This is a genomic window from Endozoicomonas sp. SESOKO1 (assembly GCF_024606265.1).
Lineage (GTDB): Bacteria > Pseudomonadota > Gammaproteobacteria > Pseudomonadales > Endozoicomonadaceae > Endozoicomonas.
The window spans coordinates 15,312-38,852 of sequence record NZ_JAHHPP010000017.1; the positions used below are offsets into that span (position 1 = coordinate 15,312).

The 23,541-nt window shown below is 48.7% G+C and carries 21 protein-coding genes and 1 pseudogene; 6 read left to right on the plus strand and 16 right to left on the minus strand.

Annotation, left to right across the window (positions count from 1 at the left end):
* Positions 1 to 10: 10 nt before the first annotated feature.
* From can to KDK13_RS01100, 4 genes are all read right to left on the minus strand, one after another.
* On the minus strand, positions 11 to 670 hold the full coding sequence (gene can, locus KDK13_RS01085; RefSeq protein ID WP_257282895.1) for a carbonate dehydratase: 660 nt from the start codon (positions 668 to 670) through the stop codon (positions 11 to 13).
* Positions 671 to 810: 140 nt separating this feature from the next.
* Positions 811 to 1,596, minus strand: coding sequence for a hypothetical protein (locus tag KDK13_RS01090; RefSeq protein ID WP_257282896.1), 786 nt, complete (start codon positions 1,594 to 1,596; stop codon positions 811 to 813).
* Positions 1,597 to 1,740: 144 nt separating this feature from the next.
* The gene (gene pyrF, locus KDK13_RS01095) at positions 1,741 to 2,568 is read right to left on the minus strand and encodes an orotidine-5'-phosphate decarboxylase (RefSeq protein ID WP_257282897.1); all 828 of its coding nucleotides are present in this window, start codon (positions 2,566 to 2,568) and stop codon (positions 1,741 to 1,743) included.
* 124 nt (positions 2,569 to 2,692) lie between these two features.
* Complete coding sequence (locus KDK13_RS01100) at positions 2,693 to 3,292, minus strand: glutathione S-transferase family protein (protein WP_257282899.1); 600 nt, start codon at positions 3,290 to 3,292, stop codon at positions 2,693 to 2,695.
* A gap of 183 nt (positions 3,293 to 3,475) precedes the next feature.
* On the opposite strand from KDK13_RS01100, the gene KDK13_RS01105 reads away from it, so the two are divergent.
* Together KDK13_RS01105 and KDK13_RS01110 are read left to right on the plus strand one after the other, a co-directional pair.
* On the plus strand, positions 3,476 to 3,937 hold the full coding sequence (locus KDK13_RS01105) for a nucleoside deaminase (protein ID WP_257282900.1): 462 nt from the start codon (positions 3,476 to 3,478) through the stop codon (positions 3,935 to 3,937).
* A gap of 76 nt (positions 3,938 to 4,013) precedes the next feature.
* Positions 4,014 to 4,289: a hypothetical protein gene (locus tag KDK13_RS01110; protein ID WP_257282902.1), complete on the plus strand. Its 276-nt coding sequence runs from the start codon at positions 4,014 to 4,016 to the stop codon at positions 4,287 to 4,289.
* Between the two features lie 208 nt (positions 4,290 to 4,497).
* Here the strand turns inward: KDK13_RS01110 and KDK13_RS01115 are convergent, their stop codons facing one another.
* From KDK13_RS01115 to KDK13_RS01140, 6 genes and pseudogenes are all read right to left on the minus strand, one after another.
* Positions 4,498 to 6,144, minus strand: coding sequence for an IS200/IS605 family accessory protein TnpB-related protein (locus tag KDK13_RS01115; protein ID WP_257282903.1), 1,647 nt, complete (start codon positions 6,142 to 6,144; stop codon positions 4,498 to 4,500).
* Positions 6,141 to 6,776 (minus strand): annotated as a pseudogene (locus tag KDK13_RS01120) (IS607 family transposase). The gene KDK13_RS01115 and the pseudogene KDK13_RS01120 overlap by 4 nt, the downstream one beginning before the upstream one ends.
* Positions 6,777 to 6,828: 52 nt before the next feature.
* The gene (locus KDK13_RS01125; protein ID WP_257282905.1) at positions 6,829 to 7,317 is read right to left on the minus strand and encodes a hypothetical protein; all 489 of its coding nucleotides are present in this window, start codon (positions 7,315 to 7,317) and stop codon (positions 6,829 to 6,831) included.
* Between the two features lie 197 nt (positions 7,318 to 7,514).
* A complete protein-coding gene (locus tag KDK13_RS01130; RefSeq protein ID WP_257282906.1) occupies positions 7,515 to 8,465 on the minus strand; it encodes a LysR substrate-binding domain-containing protein in 951 nt (316 codons plus the stop codon).
* A gap of 106 nt (positions 8,466 to 8,571) precedes the next feature.
* On the minus strand, positions 8,572 to 9,291 hold the full coding sequence (locus KDK13_RS01135) for a sulfite exporter TauE/SafE family protein (RefSeq protein ID WP_257282907.1): 720 nt from the start codon (positions 9,289 to 9,291) through the stop codon (positions 8,572 to 8,574).
* A gap of 29 nt (positions 9,292 to 9,320) precedes the next feature.
* Entirely contained in the window at positions 9,321 to 10,715 is a 1,395-nt protein-coding gene (locus KDK13_RS01140; protein WP_257282908.1) for a glutamate decarboxylase, read from the minus strand.
* A gap of 568 nt (positions 10,716 to 11,283) precedes the next feature.
* Here KDK13_RS01140 and deoC point away from each other — a divergent pair.
* From deoC to deoD, 4 genes are all read left to right on the plus strand, one after another.
* Positions 11,284 to 12,081, plus strand: a complete 798-nt coding sequence (deoC, locus tag KDK13_RS01145; RefSeq protein ID WP_257282909.1) for a deoxyribose-phosphate aldolase — start codon at positions 11,284 to 11,286, stop codon at positions 12,079 to 12,081.
* A 2-nt stretch (positions 12,082 to 12,083) separates the two neighbouring features.
* Entirely contained in the window at positions 12,084 to 13,400 is a 1,317-nt protein-coding gene (deoA, locus tag KDK13_RS01150; RefSeq protein WP_257282910.1) for a thymidine phosphorylase, read from the plus strand.
* Positions 13,401 to 13,499: 99 nt separating this feature from the next.
* On the plus strand, positions 13,500 to 14,729 hold the full coding sequence (locus KDK13_RS01155; RefSeq protein ID WP_257282911.1) for a phosphopentomutase: 1,230 nt from the start codon (positions 13,500 to 13,502) through the stop codon (positions 14,727 to 14,729).
* 93 nt (positions 14,730 to 14,822) lie between these two features.
* A complete protein-coding gene (gene deoD / locus KDK13_RS01160; protein WP_257282913.1) occupies positions 14,823 to 15,524 on the plus strand; it encodes a purine-nucleoside phosphorylase in 702 nt (233 codons plus the stop codon).
* A 191-nt stretch (positions 15,525 to 15,715) separates the two neighbouring features.
* Here deoD and KDK13_RS01165 read toward each other — a convergent pair whose 3' ends face one another.
* The 6 genes from KDK13_RS01165 to KDK13_RS01190 all read right to left on the minus strand — a co-directional run bounded on the left by KDK13_RS01165 (position 15,716) and on the right by KDK13_RS01190 (position 23,369).
* Positions 15,716 to 17,206 (minus strand): ATP-binding protein, encoded by a 1,491-nt coding sequence (locus tag KDK13_RS01165; RefSeq protein ID WP_257282914.1) that lies wholly within the window; start codon positions 17,204 to 17,206, stop codon positions 15,716 to 15,718.
* Positions 17,207 to 17,458: 252 nt separating this feature from the next.
* Positions 17,459 to 18,091, minus strand: coding sequence for an META and DUF4377 domain-containing protein (locus KDK13_RS01170; RefSeq protein WP_257282915.1), 633 nt, complete (start codon positions 18,089 to 18,091; stop codon positions 17,459 to 17,461).
* 209 nt (positions 18,092 to 18,300) lie between these two features.
* Positions 18,301 to 19,644 carry an OprD family porin gene (locus KDK13_RS01175; RefSeq protein ID WP_257282916.1) on the minus strand — a complete coding sequence of 448 codons (1,344 nt, stop codon included), beginning with the start codon at positions 19,642 to 19,644 and terminating at the stop codon, positions 18,301 to 18,303.
* A 175-nt stretch (positions 19,645 to 19,819) separates the two neighbouring features.
* Entirely contained in the window at positions 19,820 to 20,773 is a 954-nt protein-coding gene (locus tag KDK13_RS01180; RefSeq protein ID WP_257282917.1) for a hypothetical protein, read from the minus strand.
* A gap of 801 nt (positions 20,774 to 21,574) precedes the next feature.
* The gene (locus KDK13_RS01185; RefSeq protein ID WP_257282919.1) at positions 21,575 to 22,480 is read right to left on the minus strand and encodes an outer membrane protein OmpK; all 906 of its coding nucleotides are present in this window, start codon (positions 22,478 to 22,480) and stop codon (positions 21,575 to 21,577) included.
* A gap of 148 nt (positions 22,481 to 22,628) precedes the next feature.
* A complete protein-coding gene (locus tag KDK13_RS01190) occupies positions 22,629 to 23,369 on the minus strand; it encodes a TrmB family transcriptional regulator (protein WP_257282921.1) in 741 nt (246 codons plus the stop codon).
* Between the last annotated feature and the right edge of the window lie 172 nt (positions 23,370 to 23,541).

Below are 23,541 nucleotides of genomic sequence, written 5' to 3' on the forward strand. Positions count from 1 at the left end.
GTCAGATCATTCAGCTACCCTGCTTACTGGCGATGACATCAAGCGCTGCCGGGTACTTCTCATCAATGTCTTTATTTGAACTGACGTTCAGACCAAGGTCTCTGACAAGGCCATCCTTCAAGCCATAAACCCAGCTGTTTACGGTCAGTTTCTGGCCACGATCCCAGGCATCCTGAATGATCGTTGTCTGACAGACGTTCAGCACCTGCTCCAGAACATTGAGTTCACACATTCTCTGGAACTGTTCATCATCACTGCCAGCATTCTCAAGCAGCGTGGAGTGCTTCTTCTTAACGTCCTGAACATGCCTCAGCCAGTTATCGATCAGACCCAGTTTGGAGTTATTCATGGCTTCACGCACACCACCACAGCCGTAATGGCCCGTCACAATAATGTGCTCCACTTTCAGGTAGTCAACCGCATATTGAAGCACTGACAGGCAGTTCAGATCGGTATGGACCACCAGATTGGCAACGTTCCGGTGGACAAAAAGTTCGCCCGGAAGGAGGCCAACAATATCGTTGGCAGGTACCCGACTGTCTGAGCAACCGATCCAGAGATACTTGGGCGCCTGCTGCTCAGAGAGCTGTTCAAAAAAGCCAGGCTTTTCTTCACGAACGGACTTGGACCACTGACTATTATTTTCAAGGAGGTTTTCCAAACTAGACATATTTTTCAGAGCCTTATTCTTGTCCCATACTGGAAAGCGTTATAGCAACTCCGCTCTGGCAAGACCAGCACTCTAATGTAAGAGGTTTGTAACCGGGAGATGAGCCGATTTGGATTACACATCAGTGAATGCCGGTCTTTTTAATCGTTCACAGAGCCGCTCTCCTGACTGGCTCTTACCTGACTGGCTTTTAATCGTGCAAGATAGTTATTTATATCATCAATAAGGTCCTGTAACTCCTGCTCCTGGTTTGCTCTTTCGTCGGGTTGTGCCTTTGGTTGTTCTTCTGTTGAAGTTGCTGCTTCCTGATGATGTGGTGGTGAAAGAAGTGATAATCCAGTCCTGGCAGGCGGTGCTGTTGGCTGGTGTCTGGTCGCTGAAACTGGCGGGTTTTGGCCAGCGGTTTGGATATCTTGCTCCCAGGTCGCTGGAGGGAGATCGTTATCATTATCAGGTTTTTTTAACCATTGACCGTCGGGGCTGACTTTTTCCGGTTGATTTTTTGGCTCTAGTGAGTGAAAGACTGAGTGAGAGGGTGAGTGAGGGGATCTGTACGTCTTGGGTTGACGTGTCTGGTTCTTTTGTTCCGCTATTTTTTCTTCAAAAAATATTTTTTTGTTTTTAACTTTTTCGCTTGAATCTTCGGCTTGAGACTGGTCAGAGGAGTGAAGTTCACTGCCCGTCAACTTTCCCTGAGTGATTGAAACTCCCGGGTTTGAATACTGAGATGCCCTGAATGATGATAAAGATTTTGATGGATCGTGATCGCCCCATGCCTGGCTATCAGGGAGCATTTTTTCAGACTTCTCTTTTCGTAAACTCTTGTTTAGCGCTTGTGCTTCTGATTGGTTTTCCGCCGAGGTTCGGTAATCAGGAAAATCGGTTGAGTTGTCAACAGAGAGGGAGAGTGGCGATGATCTGTCCATGGAATAACCTTGTCAGGCAAATTTAAAGAAGTTATCCATGAAAGAGACATCAATCTGGTAGTGGTGTTTATGCTGGAGTTAGAATATTTTTTACTAAATTGCCCATGGCTATTAACGAATCTTGTTAATAGCCATGGGCAGGGCCTATCTATAGAAGTTTACCTGATCCCGCAATTCGATCGCTGCGTTCCTTGCTGCCTGGGCAAAGTCATCGCCACCACTGGCGTAAATAATGCCACGGGATGAATTCACAATAATTCCCTTGCCTTGGCTGTTCAGGCCGTTGTTAACGGTTGCTTCAACATCGCCACCCTGAGTCCCAAGCCCTGGCACCAGGAATGTCATGTCGCCGGTGATTTCCCGAATACGCTTTAATTCCGCTGGGTTCGTTGCACCCACAACCAGCAGGATGTTGTTATTCTCATTCCACTGCTCCTGACACATCCTGGCAATCACTTCATACAGCATGGCAGACTCACCATTGGCCTGCTGTACGGACAGGTTCTGAATAGCGGCAGCACCGGGGTTTGAGGTGCGACACAGAACGACTGTTCCCTTATCCGCATAGCTTGAGAATGGCTCGATGGTATCAATGCCCATATAGGGGTTTACGGTTACTGCATCGGCCTGATAACGCTCAAAGGCTTCAATGGCGTACTGGCTGGCAGTGCTGCCAATATCACCGCGCTTGGAATCAAGAATAACCGGGATAGCAGGATATTGAGTACGAATGTAATCAATCGTCATGGCCAGCTGATCTTCAGCGCCACAGGCATGGTAATAGGCGGCCTGAGGCTTATAACAGCAGACAAGGTCGGCGGTTGCATCAATAATGGCTTTATTGAATGCAAAGACAGGCTTTTCCATCGTCCGGATAGAAGCAGGAAAGCGCTCGGGTGAAGGGTCAAGGCCTACGCACAACAGAGAGTTGTTTTTCTCCATGGCAGCCTGAACCCGATCAAGAAACCCCATTGTTTACCTCAGCGTTGTGTAACGTTGTATAAGTTGTATAAAAAGTGCTGAGCGGGGAGTCTATCAGTATCCGTTTTTTTTTACATGCTTTGATGATGGGGGCAGTCTTTTCCTGGTCAGCCTCCTAACCCATCTTTACATGCCTTGGATGCTCCCTGATCCGTTTAAGCCAGGCCATGATAAAAGGAAAGTCAGTCAGGCCATAGCCACCTTCCGGTGCAATATGCGTGTAGCCATACAGGCAAATATCGGCAATGGTCATCTGGTCACCCACCAGCCAGTCATGGTGCTCCAGGTGTGTTTCCATCACCTGTAGCGCTTTGTAGCCACTGGCTTTTTTGGCCTGAAGCGCGGCCTCATGCTTTTTGGGTCTGCCAAGGAATTTCACGATAAACCTGGCCGTTGCGATATAAGGCTCGTGGCTGTATTGCTCAAAAAACTGCCACTGCAGAACTTTGGCCCTGAGGAAAGGGTCTGAAGGGAGATAGTCTGTGCCGTCGGCCAGGTAGTTCAGGATGGCATTGGATTCCCACAGGTAATTCCCGTCGGGTAATTCCATGACTGGAATCTTGCCATTGGGATTCATGGCCAGGAACTCATCCGTATGGGTTCCGCCGCCGAGAATATTGATGTGCTCCCACTCGCAGTCAATATCCAGGTGGCTCATCAGCAGCTTGATCTTGTAGCAGTTGCCGGACAGCGCATCTCCGTAAACTTTGTACACAGGCTTCCTCCTGTTTGCCAAAATTTAATCCGACATTGGTACTCTTTATTCAACGGCGGTGCAAGTCTATTTTGTGGCAGAAAAGAGTGGGCATTTATTTTTTCTGTAAAAATGGACATACGCAGCAGTTTTATTGTGGCTAAACTGCTGGATAAACGTTGCTGTTAAGCTGGGTCGTGTTTTATGAATGAGTATTCATCTTTGCTTTTACACAGCATTGAACGGGCAAGGCAGAGTGCGGATCATGGGCAGCTGCCATTTTCAGCGCTGCTTGCCCAGGAAGGCCGTGTAGTCATGGAGGCGGTAAACACGTCCATCGCCGACAATGATGTGACCCGGCATTCAGTGATGAATCTGATTTCCAAGGCTCATCAGACGCTTTCCCAGTGTGAATTGAAACAGTGCACACTGTTTACCAATTCTGAGCCTTGTGCAATGTGCGCCGGGGCTATTTACTGGGCAGGCATTTCAAAAGTCGTGTTTGGTTGCCCTGGAAAAACACTCCAGCAACTATCAGGACAGTCTATTGATGTAGGTTGTAATGAGATTTTTTCATGCTGCCATCCGGCAATTGATGTTACTGGCCCGGTTGAAGAAGAGCGTGCCTCTGAGCTGATTATGGAGTTCTGGCCGCACCCGTCATGAAAGTGTCAGGTGTCTCTGTGCCATCTCTCAATGTCTGCTATGCTGATGGCTCATTCAATAAAAACAGGCAGTACCTATGTCACTGGAAGCCAGGGTGAACGCTCTTGACTGCGCGTTCCACGAAAACAAAAAAATTCTTGAAGCGACTCACGGAGTTGTCTCCCTGATCCTCAATGAACAACGCGAAAAGTTCAAAGAGATTGATCGCCGTTTTGAAGCGGTTAATGCATTTATTGCAGAGCAAAAAGCATTCAACCAACAGGTTGATCGACGTTTCGACGCGATTGATCACCGTTTCGACAAAACCGAAGAGCTGCTCATTCAAATCGTCAACCACCTCGCCAGCAAGTGACACGCCACCTGACAACCGCATACACTGAACTTAGCTCGTGATGCGTGGGGATCGTCGTGGTGATATTCAATGGGGTATTTTTCCTGCCGCTCCTAAAAACTTGCTCAAACCTACTCAAAGTTATCTAAACCTGAGCATTTTTCGCAAGACGCCAGCCGAGCAGTGCTACTGACGATTCACGTGTCGGAATCTCACCGACAGACCAAAGTTAAAATGGGAGCGCCGTGTCGAAAACAACACCGCTCTTTCCCTCACGCAGCCCTGCCGTTGCCGACAAAGGCGGTGGATGCTTCGATCGCTTTGGTCGCTCTGCAAGAGCCGTTGCCAGTTTCCCACGCAGAATCGCCCAACGGGTCCATACGTGCTTGCCGTTATCCTCTGGTAACCGCAAGGCGACATGGCCCGCCCTATCGTCCCAAAGTCGAACTCTGGGACCACGGGGCAATCGCTCAGAAAACCGGAAATAACGTCGGGCTATCGCCACAGCTGCGCCATGGTGCACCGACAAGCCATATTGGCCACTGAATTTTGTTCGGCCTATTACCGACGTGTAAGCCGGGTTGACTCTGGTCAGACCGACGCCTTCACGGTACGCACGACTGACCAGTGTCTTATGAATCTGGTCGTATGCCAGTCCAGACAGCATCCGGGCGTAGCGGGCTGAGTGACTCTTTTCCAGCTCATCTTTCTTTTTCCGGAACGACAGGTGTTCCATCACCAGCGGTACTCCAGCCTGTTTTGCCAGTTCAACCACTTGCTTGCAGGCATCACCAATCAACGCCTGACGTTGCTCTGAGGTTTTGCCAAAGGTATGACAGGGAATAGTCCATTTGTTTAGCGGGTTACCATGGCGGTCAATCAACGCCAGAGCCAGGTGGTCGGCGTTGATATCCAGCCCCATGGCACCGGCTTCCGGGCGGGTACACGAACGACCTCGTATCGCTGCCGTTGTCACCAGCAACCTCCAGCCTTTCTCATCATGGGAAAACCGAAAGGACAGTGCCTGACCATAGTGTTTATAAAGGTCACCAAACTGAGTCCGACCGGCCTTCAAGCCCAACGTCTGCCGTCGTCGGTTGTTTTGAAGTGCTGCATTGATCGTGTCACCGCCATAGGCAAAGTGAATATTGGTTAACTCAAGATATTGGCCATGCTCTCCGACTAAAGCATCCGGTACTCGCAAACGAGCAGACAGGGTGCCGTCTTTGGCTTGAGTCAGGGCACACAGCTGGCAGCCATGGGACTCGTCTTTACTACCCACGATAAAAAACTGTGATTGCCGGGCATCCTGCCAGTCCTGTTGCCACTCGCTATGGCAACAATAGCCGTTTTTCTCAAGGTGGAACTGTTTTTTAAACAGGACTTTGGAGCCAAAGCAGATAGCCGGATCATTGTTTTCCAACCTCTGCTGTATACCAGGCAGGCGTGCCTTTAAGGTCGACAGTCGTCGTTTAGACTGGTGCAGGCCAAAACGCAGTTGAGCGCGTTTTTGAGGATTTTCTTCTTTGTTCAGTGCCTTTGTCTGTTTCTTTAATTGCCGATGCTTTGCCTTGATTCGACACTGGTAACTGTCTTCAGTGTTTGCCAGGTTGGACATGACTGAGCGAATCTTACCCTCGAGGCTGGCTTTCGCTGCATTGAAGTACCGGGCAGGAATCCGGTAGCGGGCAATGGTCTTGTTTTTCAGGGAAGCCAGCGATTGTCCCTTACGCCACTGGACATATAACCCACGTTCGATGGACGACATCAGAGCGGCGATAGCAGACAGGGCGACATTCTGGGCAGCGGAGATGTTCAGGCGGGTCTGGAAGGTCATTGACAGACTGTCAGTCAGAAACGAGCCTTTTTCGCTCATGGCTTCCCGGTATCCTCTACAACTTTGGTCAATTTCTCCATCAGCTGCTGGTTTTTGCAACTGCGGCTGCCGTAGAGGCGGGCAGAAAACACAGTGATAATCTCCAGAACATCCTTCGTCAGCTCTTCCGGTTGGCCGTCCCCCTCAAAGGAAGGCTGATCACCCTGGTTGATGATAACCACTCCGCAGTTCCGGGCTTCGCACAAAGCAAATACCAGTTCCGCGCCGAATCGTAACAAGTGGTCTTTGTGGGTGATGATCAGGCGTTCCACCTGACCGGACACAATCAGGTTGAGCAGTTGTCGCAAGCCTTTTTTGCGGTAGTTCATACCACTGCCAAGATCACTGATGATCTCGTACTGCCAGCCTTTAGAGGCGCAGTATAATGAAAGCACTTCCTAATGCCGCTCCAGGTCTTTTTTCTGGTCATGACTGGAAACCCGGCTATAAGCTAACGTTTTGCGCTGTACCGGTGGCGTCTGTTGCGTCATTAACTGACTGGCGCTATAACGTCGTTGACCACCGGCAGTTCGCTCAGGAACGAGTTTTCCACAAGCCTCCCAGCGACGCAGAGTAGAAGGAGATACCCCTAAATGGTGAGCGGCACGGGAGATGGAGTATCGATCATTCACAACAGAACTTACTCATTTTGAATAGGTTCGGGTAACTATAGATAGGTTTTTGTTAACTGCAACAAGCCCCATTCGGGTTTAAGTCGCCTTTCAACTTACGCTTAAGAATGTCGTAAATTTCCTGTTGATCCCTGTTGTGGACAAACCGAAGTGCTTCTCTCAGCGTTGGCAGACTGTCGGCAATCATCGGGCAGTCCAACAGCTTTTCAAGTTTTTCCATATGCTGGATATCCGGGCGTACCTGTTTGACCGGTGTCTCATTAATTGCTGAGCTGCCTGTCACCAGTTCGGCAAGACTGATCTGATGCAACAGGCTTTTAATGCCAATGAGCGCGAAAGCAAGGTGCAGACGTGAATGAGGGAATGGGTTATTGAAGCCATAGCAGATCATCCGGCTGTACATCTCAATCTGTACAAGTGTGCTGTCATGGTAACCTAAAGGATTATCTATGCTGTCCATACTGTTCAGGCTAACCATATCCTGGCTCAGATCCTGTATGGTTAACGCCTGCTGATCGAAAACTGGCCTGATTGATTCCATGGCTTTACTCCACTGCAAGTCATTTTCAATCTTTTATATCATTGATTTTGCAGAAGATTGTCTAACAATTCGGCCAGTATTGCTGACAGAATAACGTCATTATTTTATCCAGTCTGCGAGCAGGTCGCTTCTTGAAAAGCCGGAACTGCTTTTGCGGGTAGTAAAATAATGAAGTTATTCAGGGACAACTCCTGAATTCAGGGTACGTGATAGCCCATTGGCATCTGTTCATCGTACTGCAGCCAGACTTTATTCAACCATGTCTCAGAGCCCAGCCAGTCTAGCACCCATTTCAGACCCTGCCCCATGTTTTCCTGGTTCCAGGCAAGCAGACAGCTGTCGTTATAATGCAGGTCAGGTACTTCTTTACGAACCAGCACGCCAGCTTCGATATAGGGTCTGGCAAAGTGGTTAGGCAAAATCGTCGCTCCCAGCCCTCTTAACAGGCAGCCAATAGCAGCTCTGAAGCTGGGCACCAGAAGCACCTGCTGGTTTTCCAGCAGCAGGTTATAGCCATGACGGAAAAAACGTGAGGTATCCTGGATACAGATAGAGCGGTGTTCCTGCATATCTTCCATTGACAGAGGCTCTTTTCGATCGGCCAGGGGGTGGTCTGGTGCAACCACAAAGTCCCAGGTCATTTTACCCATAGAGCGCCAGGCAAAGCGGTCCTGGTTGAGAATGGCTTCCGGGATATCCTGGGGCGCGCCAATCACAAGCTGACAGCGGCCATGAAACAATGAGTCCCAGGAGCCGTTATAAACTTCGGTGTTGATCACCAGCTCTGTTTCCGGACGGACTTCCTGAAGATCATGGATCAGGTCGTAGACCTTTCCCTGGTTTACCACGTTATCCAGGGCGATACGCAGCTCCTGCTCCCATCCAGTAGCCAGTTGTCGTGTACTGTTTTCCAGTTCCTCCAGGGCGGCAAGCAGTTTATCGGTATGCTCAATAAAGTGTTCACCGGCCGGTGTCAGTTCAACCCGTTTGCTATCGCGAAGAAACAGTTGTACACCCAGGCGGTCTTCCAGTTTCCGAACGGTATAGCTGATTGCCGAGGGCACTTTATGCAGATGCTTCGCGGCAGCGGTAAAGTTACGAAAATGGGCGACTGCCCGGACAATCTGTAATGTTTCCGTTGGAATCATGGAAGGTTGCAATGAGTTGAGTAGATAGGGTTGGCAATGATATCTGATCGGGCGCTATCGGTTTAAACTTTTTGCTAAATCTGTCAAATGGTTTGCCGTGGAAATGTTAACGCATCAGGTTGAGCACACCTTTAATCAGTGCCAGAGAGCCTGACAATCCACACAAGATCATAATTCCCGGGTGCATAAAGCGCTCCCACCGTTTTAATGGAAGCTTCGTGCATAGATAAAAACCCAGTAACGTACCAGGCATCAGAATGACGGATAACTTAAGCTGTTCCCAGCCAAAGTGACCCACAGCAATCATCGCGAGAATACTGATAGTACTCCCAAAAATAAAGTAGCCGGCGAGATTGGCCCTTATATTTCCGGCGTCCTCATGCTGCAGCACCAGTGCCATTGGCGGGCCACCAACGGAAGTAGAGCTGGCAAAGACTCCGGAAACCAGGCTGGCGAGAAACATTGCTGATCGGGTGGGTTTGATATTGAGTCGCGTAATGGAAACGAGCACTCCCAGTAACACAACAACACCGACACAAATGGAAAGAGCCTCTTCAGAAACTAACGTCAAAAGCCAGATACCAATCACGGTACCGGGGATTCGACCAATGAATGCACTTTCCAATCCACGAATATCCATGTTGTGTCGGTTTTTTGCTGCCATTAACAGGCATTGCACCAGCGTAGCCAGCATCAGTGGGCCTGGTATATAAAGAGGATTAAGCATCAATAACCACGGAGCGATGACCGCTCCCATGCCAAATCCAAACGCCGTTTGTATGACTGCTCCCAGTAAAGAGAGCAGCATAGCCGGAATGTATTCCACTGAATGCTCCAGCACCGCTGTTCTGGGCGTCAATTATGGATATAACCAGTGGACTCTTCAGCATCGCTGGGCTTCTGGACAGGGTGCTCCTTGAAGTATTCAATACAATGGTTCAGGTCGGCAATCAGTAAGTCGGCCAGGTCCCGGCTGAATCCGTGACGGACCAGGATGCGCATAATGACCAGGTCCTGTCGGTTGGCGGGCATGGAATAAGCGGCAATCTGCCAGCCTCTGCTACGGATCCGGTCTGAAAGGTCATAGAGATTAAAGCCGGGATTGACATCTTTTTTCAGTGACCAGCTCATGGCTGGAATGCCGCCTTTACCGTTGTAAATAATGTCAAAGAGCCCCATTTGCTCGATTTTACTGCTGAGATATTGAGCGGTGTCATAGCAGGCTTGCTGTATACGTCGATAGCCCTCTTTTCCAAGGCGCAGGAAGTTATAATATTGGGCAGCAATCTGTCCTCCGGGACGGGAAAAGTTCAGGGCAAAGGTGGGCATATCCCCCCCGAGATAATTAACCCTGAATATCAGATCCTCAGGCAGTTCTTCTTTGTCCCGCCAGACAACCCAGCCAACACCCAGGGGTGCCAGGCCAAACTTGTGTCCGGACGCATTAATGGATTTTACCCGGGGCAGGCGAAAGTCCCAGATCAGGTCGGGCTGGCAGAACGGCGCAAGAAAACCACCGCTGGCAGCATCCACATGGATGGGAATATCCAGTCCAGTGTCCTGCTGCAGTTTATCCAATGCCACACTGAATGCCTGAACATCTTCATACGCGCAGGTAAAGGTAATCCCGAGTGTTGGCACTACACCAATGGTATTTTCATCACAGCGTTTGATGGCTTCCTCGGGAGTCATCACCAGGCGGTCACCTTCCAGAGGCACCTCTCTCAGTTCAATATCCCAATAGCGGGCAAATTTATGCCAGCAGATCTGAACAGGACCGCATATCAGGTTAGGCTTGTCGGCAGGTTTGCCCTGACTGAGCATTTTTTGTCGCCAGCGCCATTTCATGGCAATGCCTCCCAGCATACAGGCCTCACTGGAGCCGGTGGTGGAGCAGCCCATGGTATTCATGGCACTGGGTGAGTTCCATAAATCGGCCAGAATATGGACACAGCGGCTTTCCAGCTCTGCTGTCTGTGGGTATTCGTCCTTGTCGATCATGTTCTTGTCGACACACTCATCCATGATTTTGTGCACTTCTTCATCCAGCCATGTCTGGCAGAAAGTGGCGAGATTCTGGCGGGAGTTACCATCCAGCATGAGCTCGTCATGAACAATCTGATAAGCGTGCCGGGGCTCTTGCTGCTTTTCCGGCATTTTATATTTGGGCATGCTGACGGAGAGGTCGGACGACGCATAAATATCGTCAACCAGGTTATCCAGGATATCATCGCGGTAGTGCAGTGGCATGATGTAAGCTCCAGGACCGATAGCTGATTATGTTCCAGCTGAATGCCGGTGTATTGACCCTCTGGAATCGATCAGAGCAAAAAGTCCATGTCGGACAAACACCAGCACTTCAGAGGTCTTTCAGGAAAAGGCAGGATGCATTGCCTGATATTTCAGGCAGTGCATCAAAAACCTGTCTGGAGTATAGACATGAATTGTCGCCTTGATGGGTAGTGCTGCTGTCAGAAATTAATGATGTAATAATGAGAGTTGTTCAAATCATTCAAAATCATAGAATGACTATCCTGATTTTGTTGATATACCCTGTTGTATTGAGCCGATAGTATTAATACGTCGTTCCATGGCGATACTGGCGGGAACCGGTATGGCTGGCTGACCTAAGCGCGGACTGTTATCGTTGCCTGTTCCAACAGACCGATGCTTCAGCAATGGACGAATGAGACTGCAGTATGCCCTGCAGACTCAGGTGGATGATCAGCAAAAACCCCTGTCTTGTTACAGGGGTTTTTTGTATCTGCGCTATTCTCAATTACCTGTCATTGCTATTTTATCAAAGAGGGATTGCCCCATGACCGATTTTAATGCCCGTAGTCGTCAGGCTCTGCAATTGATGGATCTTACATCCCTGAATGATGATGATACCCCGGAAAAAATCATTGAACTCTGTCATCAGGCGCGCACAGAAGCGGGTAACACGGCTGCTGTCTGTATCTATCCCCGTTTCATCCCTATTGCCCGTAAAACGCTGAATTCCCTTGGCCTCAATGACGTTACCATTGCCACGGTAACCAACTTCCCTGCCGGTGATGATGATATTGATATCGCTGTCGCAGAAACCAAGGCGGCTGTCGCCTATGGTGCGGATGAAGTTGACGTTGTATTCCCATACCGTGCCCTGATGGCCGGCAATGAAGAAGTTGGAGCCGAGCTGGTTCGCCGCTGCAAAGAGGCCTGTGGTGCTGACGCCGGTGGCCACAAAAAAGTCTTGTTAAAAGTCATTATTGAAACCGGTGAGCTGAAGGATCCAGCCCTGATTCGCAAGGCCAGTGAAATCGCCATTGCTGCCGGAGCTGATTTTATTAAAACATCTACTGGTAAGGTGCCGATCAATGCCACGCCTGAATCTGCACGTATCATGCTGGAAGCAATCCGCGACAGTGGTAACACCCAGGTTGGTTTCAAGCCTGCCGGTGGTATCAGAACCGCAGAAGACGCTGCATTCCACCTGGACCTGGCGGATGAAATCATGGGCGATGGCTGGGTAAACCGTCGTCACTATCGGTTTGGTGCCAGCAGCCTGCTGGAGAATCTGTTGATTAGCCTGGGTTTGAAACATGGTGATACCACTGAAAGTGGCGGGTATTGATTATGTTTCTGCCACAAGAAGTCATTCGTCGTAAGCGGGAAGGTGAGGCACTCAGCGAGCAGGAGATTCGCAGTTTTATTGAAGGTGTTACGGATAACTCGGTGTCGGAAGGCCAGATCGGTGCTCTCGCCATGGCCGTGTACTTTCAGGGGATGAATATTGATGAGCGAATTGCCCTGACCTGTGCGATGCGCGACTCAGGAGAGGTGATGGACTGGTCATCAGACCATCTCCCCGGGCCCATACTGGACAAACATTCCACCGGTGGTGTTGGCGATGTGGTCAGCCTGATGCTTGGTCCCATGATTGCCGCCTGTGGCGGCTTTGTTCCGATGATTTCAGGTCGAGGCCTTGGGCATACCGGAGGCACGCTGGACAAGCTGGACAGTATTCCCGGCTATACGACCAGTGCCTCAGAATTGCTGTTTCGTAAAGTGGTCAAAGAGACCGGTGTGGCCATTGTCGGCCAGACCGGCGAGTTAGCACCTGCGGATAAACGGATTTATGGTGTTCGTGACGTGACCGCAACGGTCGAATCCATTGCCATGATTACCGCCTCCATTCTGTCGAAAAAACTGGCCGAGGGGCTGGATGCCCTGGTGATGGATGTTAAGGTGGGCAGCGGTGCCTTTATGCCAACCTTTGAGCAGTCGGTGGAACTGGCGCAGAGTATCGTTCTGGTAGCCAACGGGGCCGGGGTGAAAACGACGGCATTGCTGACGGATATGAACCAGTGTCTTGCCTCTTCTGCGGGCAATGCCGTTGAAGTGCGCGAAGCCGTTCAGTTCCTCACCGGTAAATATCGCAATGAGCGCCTGCTGGAAATTACCATGGCCCAATCCGCAGAGCTGCTGGTATCCGGCGGCCTGGCTGGTGGCATTGAGCAGGCCAGGGAAAAACTGCAGTCAGTGCTGGATAATGGCCGGGCGGCAGAAATTTTCGGCAAGATGGTGCACGGTCTGGGTGGCCCATCTGACTTTGTTGAACATTATGACCGTTACCTGCCCGGTGCTGCCATCATCAAGCCCGTATTCATAGAGGCAGAGGGTTATCTTGCCGCCATGGACACCCGGGAAGTGGGGATGGCCGTGGTGCAGTTGGGCGGTGGGCGAAAAGTCGCTTCTGATACGATTGATTATGGAGTAGGCTTCACTGACATTTGCCGGTTGGGTGACAGGATTGATCCATCAAAGCCGATAGCCATGCTCCATGCCAGTTCAGAAGCGTCATGGAACCGGGCTGCAGATATGTTTCGCGGTGCACTCAGTTTTGCTGAACAGATGCCGCAACCCCATTATCTGGTTTACAAACAGCCTTGAGCGGAAAATGCACATTCGAGTCATGAGTTTGTAACAAGCCAGAAGGTGCATTGTTATCAACCAGTAGCTGTCATAACCATGGCAGGTCAGGAGGAGCGAATGAAACGTGCCATTATCCTTGTGATGGATTCATTCGGTATTGGAGCCACTGAAGACGCTGATAAATTTGGTGATGTTGGCTCCAACACAATTGGACATATTGCCCGGGCTTGTGCCGATGGCGACGCAGATATTGGACGAAAAGGACCGTTAACCCTCCCGGAGCTGTCCGGTCTTGGTCTGGTTCACGCTGCCAGGGATGCCTGTGGTGAATTTCCCCGGGGGATGGTCAATGATATGCCGATTATCGGTGCTTATGGCTATGCCAGAGAACTCTCCAGCGGCAAGGATACTCCCAGTGGCCATTGGGAAATGGCGGGTGTTCCGGTTCTGTTTGAGTGGGGTTATTTTCGCAATGAGAAAAACAGTTTCCCGCAGGAGCTGCTGGATGAGTTGATCGAAAAGGCCAGACTTCCGGGAGTTCTGGGTAACTGTCATGCCTCGGGTACCAGTATTCTGGAAGCGCTGGGTGAAGAACACATGAAAACCGGCAAGCCGATTGTCTACACATCGGCTGATAGCGTATTTCAGATTGCCTGCCATGAAGAAACGTTTGGCCTGGACCGTCTGCTTGAAGTCTGTCAGATTGCCCGTGAGATTCTTGAACCATACAACATTGGACGTGTGATTGCCCGCCCATTCATTGGTGATGATGCAGGCGACTTCCAGCGCACGGGTAATCGTCGGGACTTTTCGGTATTGCCTCCGGCACCTACGGTACTGGATAAGCTGGTGGCCAGTGGCGGAGAAGTGGTCAGTGTTGGCAAGATTGCCGATATCTTTGCCAACCAGGGGATTACCAGAAAGGTAAAGGCAACGGGTATTCCTGCCCTTTTTGAAGCAACCCGTGAAGTACTGATTGAAGCGGGTGACCGAACCATTATATTCACCAATTTTGTCGATTTTGATTCTTCGTTCGGTCACCGCAGGGATGTCGCCGGTTACGCTGGCGCACTGGAACAGCTGGATGCCATGCTGCCAGACCTGTTTTATTATATGGGCGACGATGATCTTCTGATTATCACTGCAGACCACGGTTGTGACCCGACCTGGCCCGGAACGGATCATACCCGTGAACACATTCCTGTTCTGGTATTCAGCAAGAAGTTGATTCCCTGCTCACTGGGTCAGCGGGAAACCTTTGCCGATATCGGACAGACACTGGCCAGTTACTTTGCACTGGAGCCTATGGACTACGGCACATCCTTTTTGCCTGAGATCTTTGAGTAAGGCTAAGTTTCAGCCATAGACAGCTATGCGCATCAGGGAGCCATCCTTGATGCGTTTTGATCGTCGTGTTTTATTGAGAACGAGGATTTAACCATGACACCTCATATTAATGCCAGGCCCGGAGCCTTTGCTGATGTCTGCCTGATGCCCGGCGATCCCCTGCGAGCCAGGCATATCGCAGAAACCTTCCTGGAAGGTGCTGAACAGGTAACGGATGTTCGCAACATGCTGGGCTTTACCGGAACCTATCAGGGTGTCAAAGTGTCCGTCATGGGCTCAGGTATGGGCATTCCTTCAGCGTCTATTTACTACAAAGAGCTGATTACCGAGTACGGTGTCAAGAGCCTGATCCGTGTTGGTTCCTGCGGTGCTATTTCCAGGGATGTTCAGGTGCGTGACATAGTCATCGGTATGGGTGCCTGTACTGACTCCAAAGTGAATCGCATGCGCTTCAAGGACCATGACTTTGCGGCGATTGCCGATTACGGGCTGCTGGAAAATGCCGTTAACTCTGCCCGTGCCATGAGCCTGCCGGTTAAAGTGGGCAACCTGTTCTCTGCGGACCTGTTCTACAACCCGGATCCTTCCATGTTTGACACTATGGAAAAATACGGCGTTCTGGGTGTAGAGATGGAAGCGGCCGGCCTCTACGGTGTTTGCGCTGAGTTTGGTGCCCGGGGGCTGGCAATCTGTACCGTCAGCGACCACATCCGTACCGGTGAAGCTCTGCCACCAGAGGACCGTCAGTCAACGTTCAATGAGATGGTTGAAGTCGCTCTGAAGTCATTGCTGTAATTCAGCATTTATCCTGAGTAACTATCTTGAACAACAGAGAGCATAAAAGACGACGAGAAGCTTTTGTTTCCTTTGTGCTCTCTGTTATGCAACTGTTGTATACCTGTTGTGTAACTGTGGTGCAACACATCATCTTCCCTCGAAGTTGTGTGAGTCCAACACGCTTTATTTGCTTTGCTATCCATCAGAATCTATTGAGCCCAGTGAGCTATGCCTGCTTGACGCCGCTCTTGAAGGTGGGTTTCAAACACCTCATGGGTAAATTTCTCCAGACTCCGCAGACCCGGATCGGTATCACTGTGAATAAAATCCTCAATTCTGCTCAGATCACTGTCTGGTATGGAAAAATCGGCAAGGTCTTCAGAAATTGACTGATAACTCTTTAGCATTTTGGGAATCATTAAGTGGAATGCTATTTCCTGCCTGGCCTGGTTGGAAAAACCATCAAACTGGATTTTCTCCAGCCTGGAAGCCATCGCCAGTAGCTGTTGATTTTGAGTGCTGATGGAATGAATGTCAGTATTTCCCGCCAGTATGATGGTATCGGGAAGATGAATATTGGTTCTCAGGTAAGGGCTGTAAAAAAAGCGATAGGTGGGATCCAGTATTTTCAGGAAAAATGCCAGAACATCCTGAGATTGTTTATCGCTTCCCATAAAAAGGCGATCGAACTCATCAATCAGCAGAACTTGATTATTATGGTTTATATCCTGATTGGAAGTCGTATTGGCAATAATGGCTTCTAATAGTGATCCGGGCTTTGCTTCCTGACTGTCAGGAGCAGTCCCGATGATGTCATCAATATTGGCACTGTCCAGGGTTAAGGTAGCAAGATTAGTATCCATTGCCCTGGCAAGATGTTCTGCTGCAAACGTTTTGCCCGTGCCCGGGGGACCGTAGAAATAAACCGGATAGTGTCCCTCTGGTCTGGGAGACATTTTCTGAATCATAATTTCAGAGAAGGCCAGTCGGTATAGTCTGTCTTTCAGTGTGGTTGAAAAGTGCAATAGCTTTTCATTGGCCAGGCTCTGATTAAATTCAAGGGGCTTGGCATACACAGGAAGTCGTAGAACCTTATCCATGACCCTGATTAATTTGTCATACTGTTCAACGCTTTCGGTTTGCCAGAAACGATAAAAGACAGACTCTTCCAGGTAGGCTCGGGTAACCTGGTCGAGAAGGTGTCTTTTAGCGCCATACTCAATAACAAGATCGGCTTCAGGCAGGCGGGGAGGCTCTCTCATGTAGTAAAACTGCTCTCCTATACCAATCAATAAAAAGCCTGCCAGGGTCAAAATCACCGGAGATGCACTGGATAATATTGCGCCAGACAGGTGTGACGGTAATTGCCCCAGCAACAGTCCGGTGGCTGCCAGAGGCATACCACCATAAACGCCATACTTTTTAATTTGCGTTTGAGCGTATTCAACTGATATGTCATTTAATGCTTTTTTTGTTCCCTGACGACCTTGTTTCACTTGCTCTTCAATGTTCAGGTCATGATAGTTGGCCAATGTTTCGAAAGAATCGATCCTGTCGAAAAAGCGCTCTTCAAACATATAATTCCGGATGCTTTTTCTTTGGGACCAGATATTGGTAAATTCTTCTGCATTCACCAGTTTGATACCGATGGCATTGGTAAAGAGTAATAAAACAATAAGGAATTGTTGTAACGGTTTCATTATTCATCCTGAAGCGGCCAGATCATTATTTTGATTTCATTAAAGCAGCTTGGACTTTCCATAAAATAATTGGTTCCATAGAACTGGTTCTGAAATGACCTCATTATTTGCAGGCTCTGATTGCCTTTTATTGATGGTCAGTGCAGAAAAGTGTTTCTCTTGTTCCCACGGGAGTGAGGTGTCTATGTATAACCGGGCCTGGCTTCTGGTTATCCCTCCTGAATTGACTCACTATTCAGGAGGGAAAGAGGGTTACTGATTGTCAACCCACTCCTGCTCTACCACCAGGTCCAGTATCCAACGCTTGCTGGAGGCATCAGCTGGCGGGTTTGGAACATCAAACTCTTTGATTCTGAGACGATAAGCCGTCCCGGGGGTAAACTCAAAACCTTCGATATTTCCATAAAACAAGGTCCAGGGATCTTCTTCAGACTCCCGAATCTGCAGGCACTCCATTGGGGCTATGCCAGTACATTGAGTTTTTTCCGGTGCGACATAAATAAAGCGGGTCACGCCATCTTCCATATTGGGCTGCTTGTTAAAGACATAGCTGGACGTATTGGTGCTGAGTATCAGCTGGTCTCCAGACATCTGAACCCTGGGCTTATCACCCAATAGCTGTTTCAGGGCTTCTTCCTTTTTGGCCGCTTCGCCATGACACATCATCAGGGTACTGGCGAGCTGCTCGACGACCAGCTGATCGCCATACATTTTGACCGAGCCAATCAGGCGGTTGCAGCCAGCATTGGCGGCAATGCGATCATTTTTGATATCCAGGGTAATGGGAGATGCAGGGCCGACTTCCTGCCATCGACCTTCAGGCAAGGTATTACAGGCGGTCAGAAGTACAGACATAGCCACAACCCCAAATTGAACTGGTTTCATTGATTACTCCATTGGATTACTGCAAAAAATCATTGATATTTTTACAAAGAGAGGGGGAAATATGAAATCAAATATGTCGGGCTACAGGAAAGAAGTACCGTTTACTGGTACTGATTTTATCGGAGTGTTATTAGCAGCCTAACCATACAAAATGGATCATTTCATATGGTTAGCCGCTTAAGGATGAACGGTGATCTGGTAGCATAGTATCAAATAGAGAAGCTATAACTTAACCAGGAGCGCAGGTCTTTGACTTGATTTTGCCCCGTTGCCAGGTAGAAGGCGTCACTGTTCTTGTAATAGGCATACTCTACTTTGAATTGCAGGCCTTTCAACTCCGGTTGGTTGAAATTGTAGATCAGGGTCAGGTCACTCTCAGATTCATGTACATCCTGCTCGGTATTGGTTGCTATATGTCGAGCCTTCATACCTGAACCGTACATATAGTTATAGCCAAAGGACAACCCATCGATACCAATAGCGCTGAAGTCGTACTCAGCGCCGACCATCCAGGCGGTTTCCTTGTCAAAGTAGAAGGACGAATAGATGGCGTTACTGGGAACATCGTATGCACCCTGAGTATTGACCCCGAAGTTATAGTCGTAGTAACCGATGGTCTGATAGCCACTCTGCACATTGCTGCTGGCTGTTTTTGCTTTGGTATAGGTAACGCCAGCATTGAACGTCCATGGACCACTTTCCAGAACGGCATTAAGGTTGCCAGACTGGGCTTTATCCTCATAAGGGGCATTAGTCCACTTCCAGAGATCACCATCCTGTTTTGCGTGGTAGTACATACCCGTCAGGGTAAGTGTGGAGTCGTTATGCAGCGGCGTGGTAAAAATGGCGTTGACATTTTGGCCGGTAACGTACTTATGAGCCATGCTGTTATTATATTGCAACTCCAGGCTCCGATGATTTGCAAAATGGAAGGTATAGCCCAGTTGCATGGCAACTATCCAGTCGATCTTTTCATTTTCGTCATTCACGATATGATGAAAACCGGACTGGGTTCTCATGGATACTTCGTCAACCCAGGCGATTTTACCCTTGAAATTATTATCCATGCTTACAGAGGCATCGACACCCTGCCAGCTGCTGGGCACGGAGCGTGAGCTTGAATATCTGATCAGGCCGGTTTCAATCAGCTGGCGGCCCACTTTGACATCAGCTGAGACACCGTCGTAGCTTCTCGGCAGTTTGAAATCGACCCATACCTGCCCAAGCTTGCCAAAGCCTTCGTTATCAGCATTTAGCAAGTCACTGGAGTCGTTATTACCTGTCTTCATATCAAGTTTTGCAACACGATAAGCTGAGCCGCCAACGCTGATAATGTCAGCAAGGTAGCCTGTCTCGGCATTAAGCCACACAGCACCGGTCCAGGCACCGTTAGTTTTTCCATCAGAGGTGTTTTTATCGTTATAAAAAACGGTCTGAACTTTGCCATCGATTTTGGCGTCACTGATAAATGGATCATGACTGTTATTGGCCATTACCGGCAGACTGAAAAGGGCAACTGCACAAGGCAGTAAAGAAGAATGTAAACGGGACAAAGTAATTACCTGCTATATCAAAGATAGTGATTGAGTAGAGCAAGTATAGATGCTATGACAGAAGCTGAGAGAAATTAACCGATAGAATAAGAAAGCGGCTTGTGATGTAAGCGGATGAAAAAATATTTTATTACTATAGTCTCATTAATAATGACTTCCTAATTAAATGGCGTAATCAATAACTGTGTTTAGATTCAATTTTGTTTATCAGATTGATTTGTACAGAGTTTGTTTTTTTTAACTCACCATTACGAAATTCCAAATCAATTCTTCTGATGGCTGAGCAGCATTCAGGCGTATATAAAGGTGTACTGGTTTCAGTTATACGGTAAGACTCATTGTGGGGCAGGACACTATTACCCACCAGCAGGTCAATACCTGCCATTTTGGATGCCGGAAAAACGGGCTTGTTGCCAGATCTGACAAGCTTTGGGTAATGGATTGCATGGGTGGCAACGATAACAATATCTGCCTGTCTTCTCAGATAGGGTACCAGCTCTGAACTTGCCTGTACCGGATCAATAAGTTCAATACCCCGTCGGTACTCGGACTTTCCATCATTACCCCCGGGCCTGGTAATCCCCATAACGGCAATGCGCAGCCCATCGAAATCAAACAGGGCATAGGCATCAAAAATGGGCCGGCCTGTTTCAGACTCATAAAGGTTGGCAGACAAAAAAGGAAAGTCAGCAGCCGCTTCCTGATGTCGAATAATGTTCAGTGGCTCATCAAATAATAACGGGCTTACCGCCATGGCGTTATAACCCAGCTGGTTCAATTGTTTCAGGTTCAGGATGTCGTCATCGGTACTGAGTTCTCCGCCAGAAAGTAATAGTAATTTCCCACCATCGGCTTCAACTTCCCGGCGTATTTTATTGATCAGCTCCTGCCTGTGAAGCAGTTGGTCATGGCTGTTTGATTTTTCATTGTCATATTCATGAGTCAGCTCGCTGGTGTTAAGAATAGTCAGCTTGTAGGTCTTGTCATGAATGTAACTGGGCTTGCGGTTTTCGTGTGAGATCCAGAAATATGTCAATACGATAAACACAGATGCCAGTGAGGTAATTATGATCAGCTTCGGCCAGGATTGATGCTGCATAATGGATGAGCATGCTGGTCTTGGGTGCATAAAGACAACGTCCGGGAAGAGTTTTAACCAATATAACATCTGTTTTTTGGTACGTGTGTTTTTATGAGTTAATTATCCTGAAAGTATTCTGTAAGTACTGAATTACTTATATATGACTGTTTTCAACGTGTGCTGGGTTTTACAGCGATGAATAGATCCGAAACAGCGTGATCAGCAACCTGACAAGGTTATGTGAATAACACCGTGTTAAGTTCACCCACGCAGGCCGCATTTTACAACTTGTTCTTTGATACTGTTCTTTATCTTGTTTGTGTTCACCTGTAGACGGGGTTTGTTCACTATTGGACGCCCCCCTTTATTCAGTAGACATGATTTCGTTCGCGTATACAATCGGAGTGCTGAAATTGATTCGGGTTGAAATTCAAACAGGTGATTTAGAGAACCTGACCCCGACCCAACGGTTGCTGCTAATAGTGAAGGCGAATGCTGGCCGAGCCAGAAAAGACTGGGCAAACTGGTTGGTGTGTCTCGTCCAAGGGTCTGTGATTGCTTGAAAACGCTTGAAGAAGAAAAGTTAATTGAAAGTTCGTTCAGGCAGAGTGAGACAGGCACAAAAACAAAAATTTATCGCATGTTGTTTCAGCCGTTCATATTTAAAAAAGAACTGCTCTTTGACTGCTTCGGCCAGCGAATCGACGATCCTCGAATGTCAGATACTTCCTGGGCAGACGGGTTCGAGTAAGTGAACATAACAGCTTCGTGCGGGCTGCGGGGGACAGGCTTTGGGTTCGGGCATCCCTGCCAGTAAATCTTCAATGGACGAAATGTGGATAACCGTGATCAGAATTTATAGGTTACCGCAAAATATTGGCTGGTGCCGCTTGATTTGGTTTTGGATCCAAATGCATTACCGCCATTTTTGATCAGGTAAACATCGGAGTACAGTTTCAAACCATAGCCAAAGGCAAACTTGTCATAGTGCCAGTAAAGACCATTGAACATTGCCCCGCCGCTGGTTGAATAGTCCTGGTCAGGATTAGTGCTTTTGGGATAGAGCGTCTTGTTCCGTTTACCGCCAAACTGATAATCAAGATACCCTTGATAACTGATAAATGAGCCATTCTGAAAGGTATAAAATGGTGCAAACCAGTTGGTGGAAACCTGGTACCCATTCCACTCTTTTCGATTAAGGTCATACAGTCCATAAAGGTTAAGTCCCATTTTGCCGAACCAGGGGACCTGTATGTCTGACCCAATTCCCCAGAATGAGTTGTTGGTGTCTTCACTGGGTACACCAACACCCGCTTCATCATAGTTGGTGGCTCCCCCTCCGCCCCAATTGAACAGCGTAGCCAGGTAAATGTCAGTGACTGGTCCCCACGGCAGGCTATTGAACAGGCCTTTAAGAGAAAACCGCGGGGCAAACTTCATAAACATCTTGGGCTGGCCCTTCTTGTCGCTGTTGTCTCGATTGGTCAGGTTAAAAACGTCGACATAACCATACAGGTCAATAATCCCTGAGCGCCCTCCGAATTCCAGCTCCAGATAGTCATGCCCGTCATTGGCTTCAGCTTCTTTACGAGGCAATTCTTTGTAGGCATACATCAGGTTCAGGTTCATCCATTTGAAGTCATTGCCGGGGGGCGATCCATCGTCATAGTCGGTGGCCATGGCCGGTGCAGCCAGTAAGTTCACAAGAGCGGCGATACTGGTCAGCCACCATAATTTCAGGCAGTAGTTTTTCACAATCAGACTCCGTTTAAGACTCAACAGTGAGTGTTGATGAGTGAAAAAGAAGAGGAAAGCCGGTGAAACCCCGTGGGGACACAGGCCCGGTTCCAGACAAGTATAGGAAAGAATCTGATCGTTTTTGTCTGCAATCTGGAGTGGAAAATCAGAGCGTACTCCAGAGTGTTTCAAAAATAATTTGCTGGGCTGCGGCAATTTCCGGTGAGTCCAGCACGACAGCTACCGGGTAATTCCTGGAACCCAGGGAAATCATGGCGACTTTAGGGGGATATATCGCAATATAGCTGGCATCCATGCGTCCTTTGGTATCAATCCACTTGCGCGCAGACAGTTCGGCATCCTCCCCGCCTTCACCAATGGCAATCACCCGCACCTTGATATTCTTGCGGATACGCTGCTGTGTGTAATTGGGAAAAGGGCGATAAAGGTGCTGGCGAATCAATTTGGAGGAGAAGACACTGTACTCCCGGTCTTTTTGCCGGGCCACGGTATTGAGAATGTCCTTGAGTACGAACTCAATGCCACTGTCTCCTTCGTAGAAGCGGACATTCCCTGCACTGAAATCCGGCTTCAGGTGATTCAGTTGTGGGATCAGTCTGATCTTCATCTCTTCAATGGTGGTGTCCAGGGACTGGCGTTTTTCCTCGGCCAGCTCCAGCAGTTTTTCCGGTGGTTCTGCCGAGAAGATTCGCCGCTTACCTTTCGGGAAGTAACTGACAATCCCTTTGCCAGCAAGATCTTTCAGGGTTTCATAAGTGGTTCCCCGATTGATGCCGGTTTGTGTGGCAATATCCCGGATGGACGCTGAGCCAAGCTGCAAAAGAGCCAGATAAGTACTGATTTCCCGTTGGCTGAGGCCAAGATTTTCCAAAGTATCAAGATTCATAGTGGAGGTATCGGGTGAGTGTAGTCTGAATCATAAAGTGATGTCTGTCATTATTGTCAATTATTTTATGACATAATGGGTTGTCTTTTTACGTTCTGCCGTTAACCTAATGATGTAAAGGAGCTGTCCTGAAATAACTTCGACATTTCTACAGACGCTACCCGCCGCCCGC

Coding starts and splice junctions, on each gene's coding strand:
- KDK13_RS01165 (WP_257282914.1), bottom strand. CDS start 17,206: ATGAAACCGTTACAACAATTCCTTATTGTTTTATTACTCTTTACCAAT.
- deoD (WP_257282913.1), top strand. CDS start 14,823: ATGACACCTCATATTAATGCCAGGCCCGGAGCCTTTGCTGATGTCTGC.
- can (WP_257282895.1), bottom strand. CDS start 670: ATGTCTAGTTTGGAAAACCTCCTTGAAAATAATAGTCAGTGGTCCAAG.
- KDK13_RS01105 (WP_257282900.1), top strand. CDS start 3,476: ATGAATGAGTATTCATCTTTGCTTTTACACAGCATTGAACGGGCAAGG.
- deoC (WP_257282909.1), top strand. CDS start 11,284: ATGACCGATTTTAATGCCCGTAGTCGTCAGGCTCTGCAATTGATGGAT.
- KDK13_RS01115 (WP_257282903.1), bottom strand. CDS start 6,144: ATGAGCGAAAAAGGCTCGTTTCTGACTGACAGTCTGTCAATGACCTTC.
- pyrF (WP_257282897.1), bottom strand. CDS start 2,568: ATGGGGTTTCTTGATCGGGTTCAGGCTGCCATGGAGAAAAACAACTCT.
- KDK13_RS01125 (WP_257282905.1), bottom strand. CDS start 7,317: ATGGAATCAATCAGGCCAGTTTTCGATCAGCAGGCGTTAACCATACAG.
- KDK13_RS01190 (WP_257282921.1), bottom strand. CDS start 23,369: ATGAATCTTGATACTTTGGAAAATCTTGGCCTCAGCCAACGGGAAATC.
- KDK13_RS01130 (WP_257282906.1), bottom strand. CDS start 8,465: ATGATTCCAACGGAAACATTACAGATTGTCCGGGCAGTCGCCCATTTT.
- KDK13_RS01170 (WP_257282915.1), bottom strand. CDS start 18,091: ATGAAACCAGTTCAATTTGGGGTTGTGGCTATGTCTGTACTTCTGACC.
- KDK13_RS01110 (WP_257282902.1), top strand. CDS start 4,014: ATGTCACTGGAAGCCAGGGTGAACGCTCTTGACTGCGCGTTCCACGAA.
- KDK13_RS01180 (WP_257282917.1), bottom strand. CDS start 20,773: ATGCACCCAAGACCAGCATGCTCATCCATTATGCAGCATCAATCCTGG.
- KDK13_RS01090 (WP_257282896.1), bottom strand. CDS start 1,596: ATGGACAGATCATCGCCACTCTCCCTCTCTGTTGACAACTCAACCGAT.
- KDK13_RS01155 (WP_257282911.1), top strand. CDS start 13,500: ATGAAACGTGCCATTATCCTTGTGATGGATTCATTCGGTATTGGAGCC.
- deoA (WP_257282910.1), top strand. CDS start 12,084: ATGTTTCTGCCACAAGAAGTCATTCGTCGTAAGCGGGAAGGTGAGGCA.
- KDK13_RS01140 (WP_257282908.1), bottom strand. CDS start 10,715: ATGCCACTGCACTACCGCGATGATATCCTGGATAACCTGGTTGACGAT.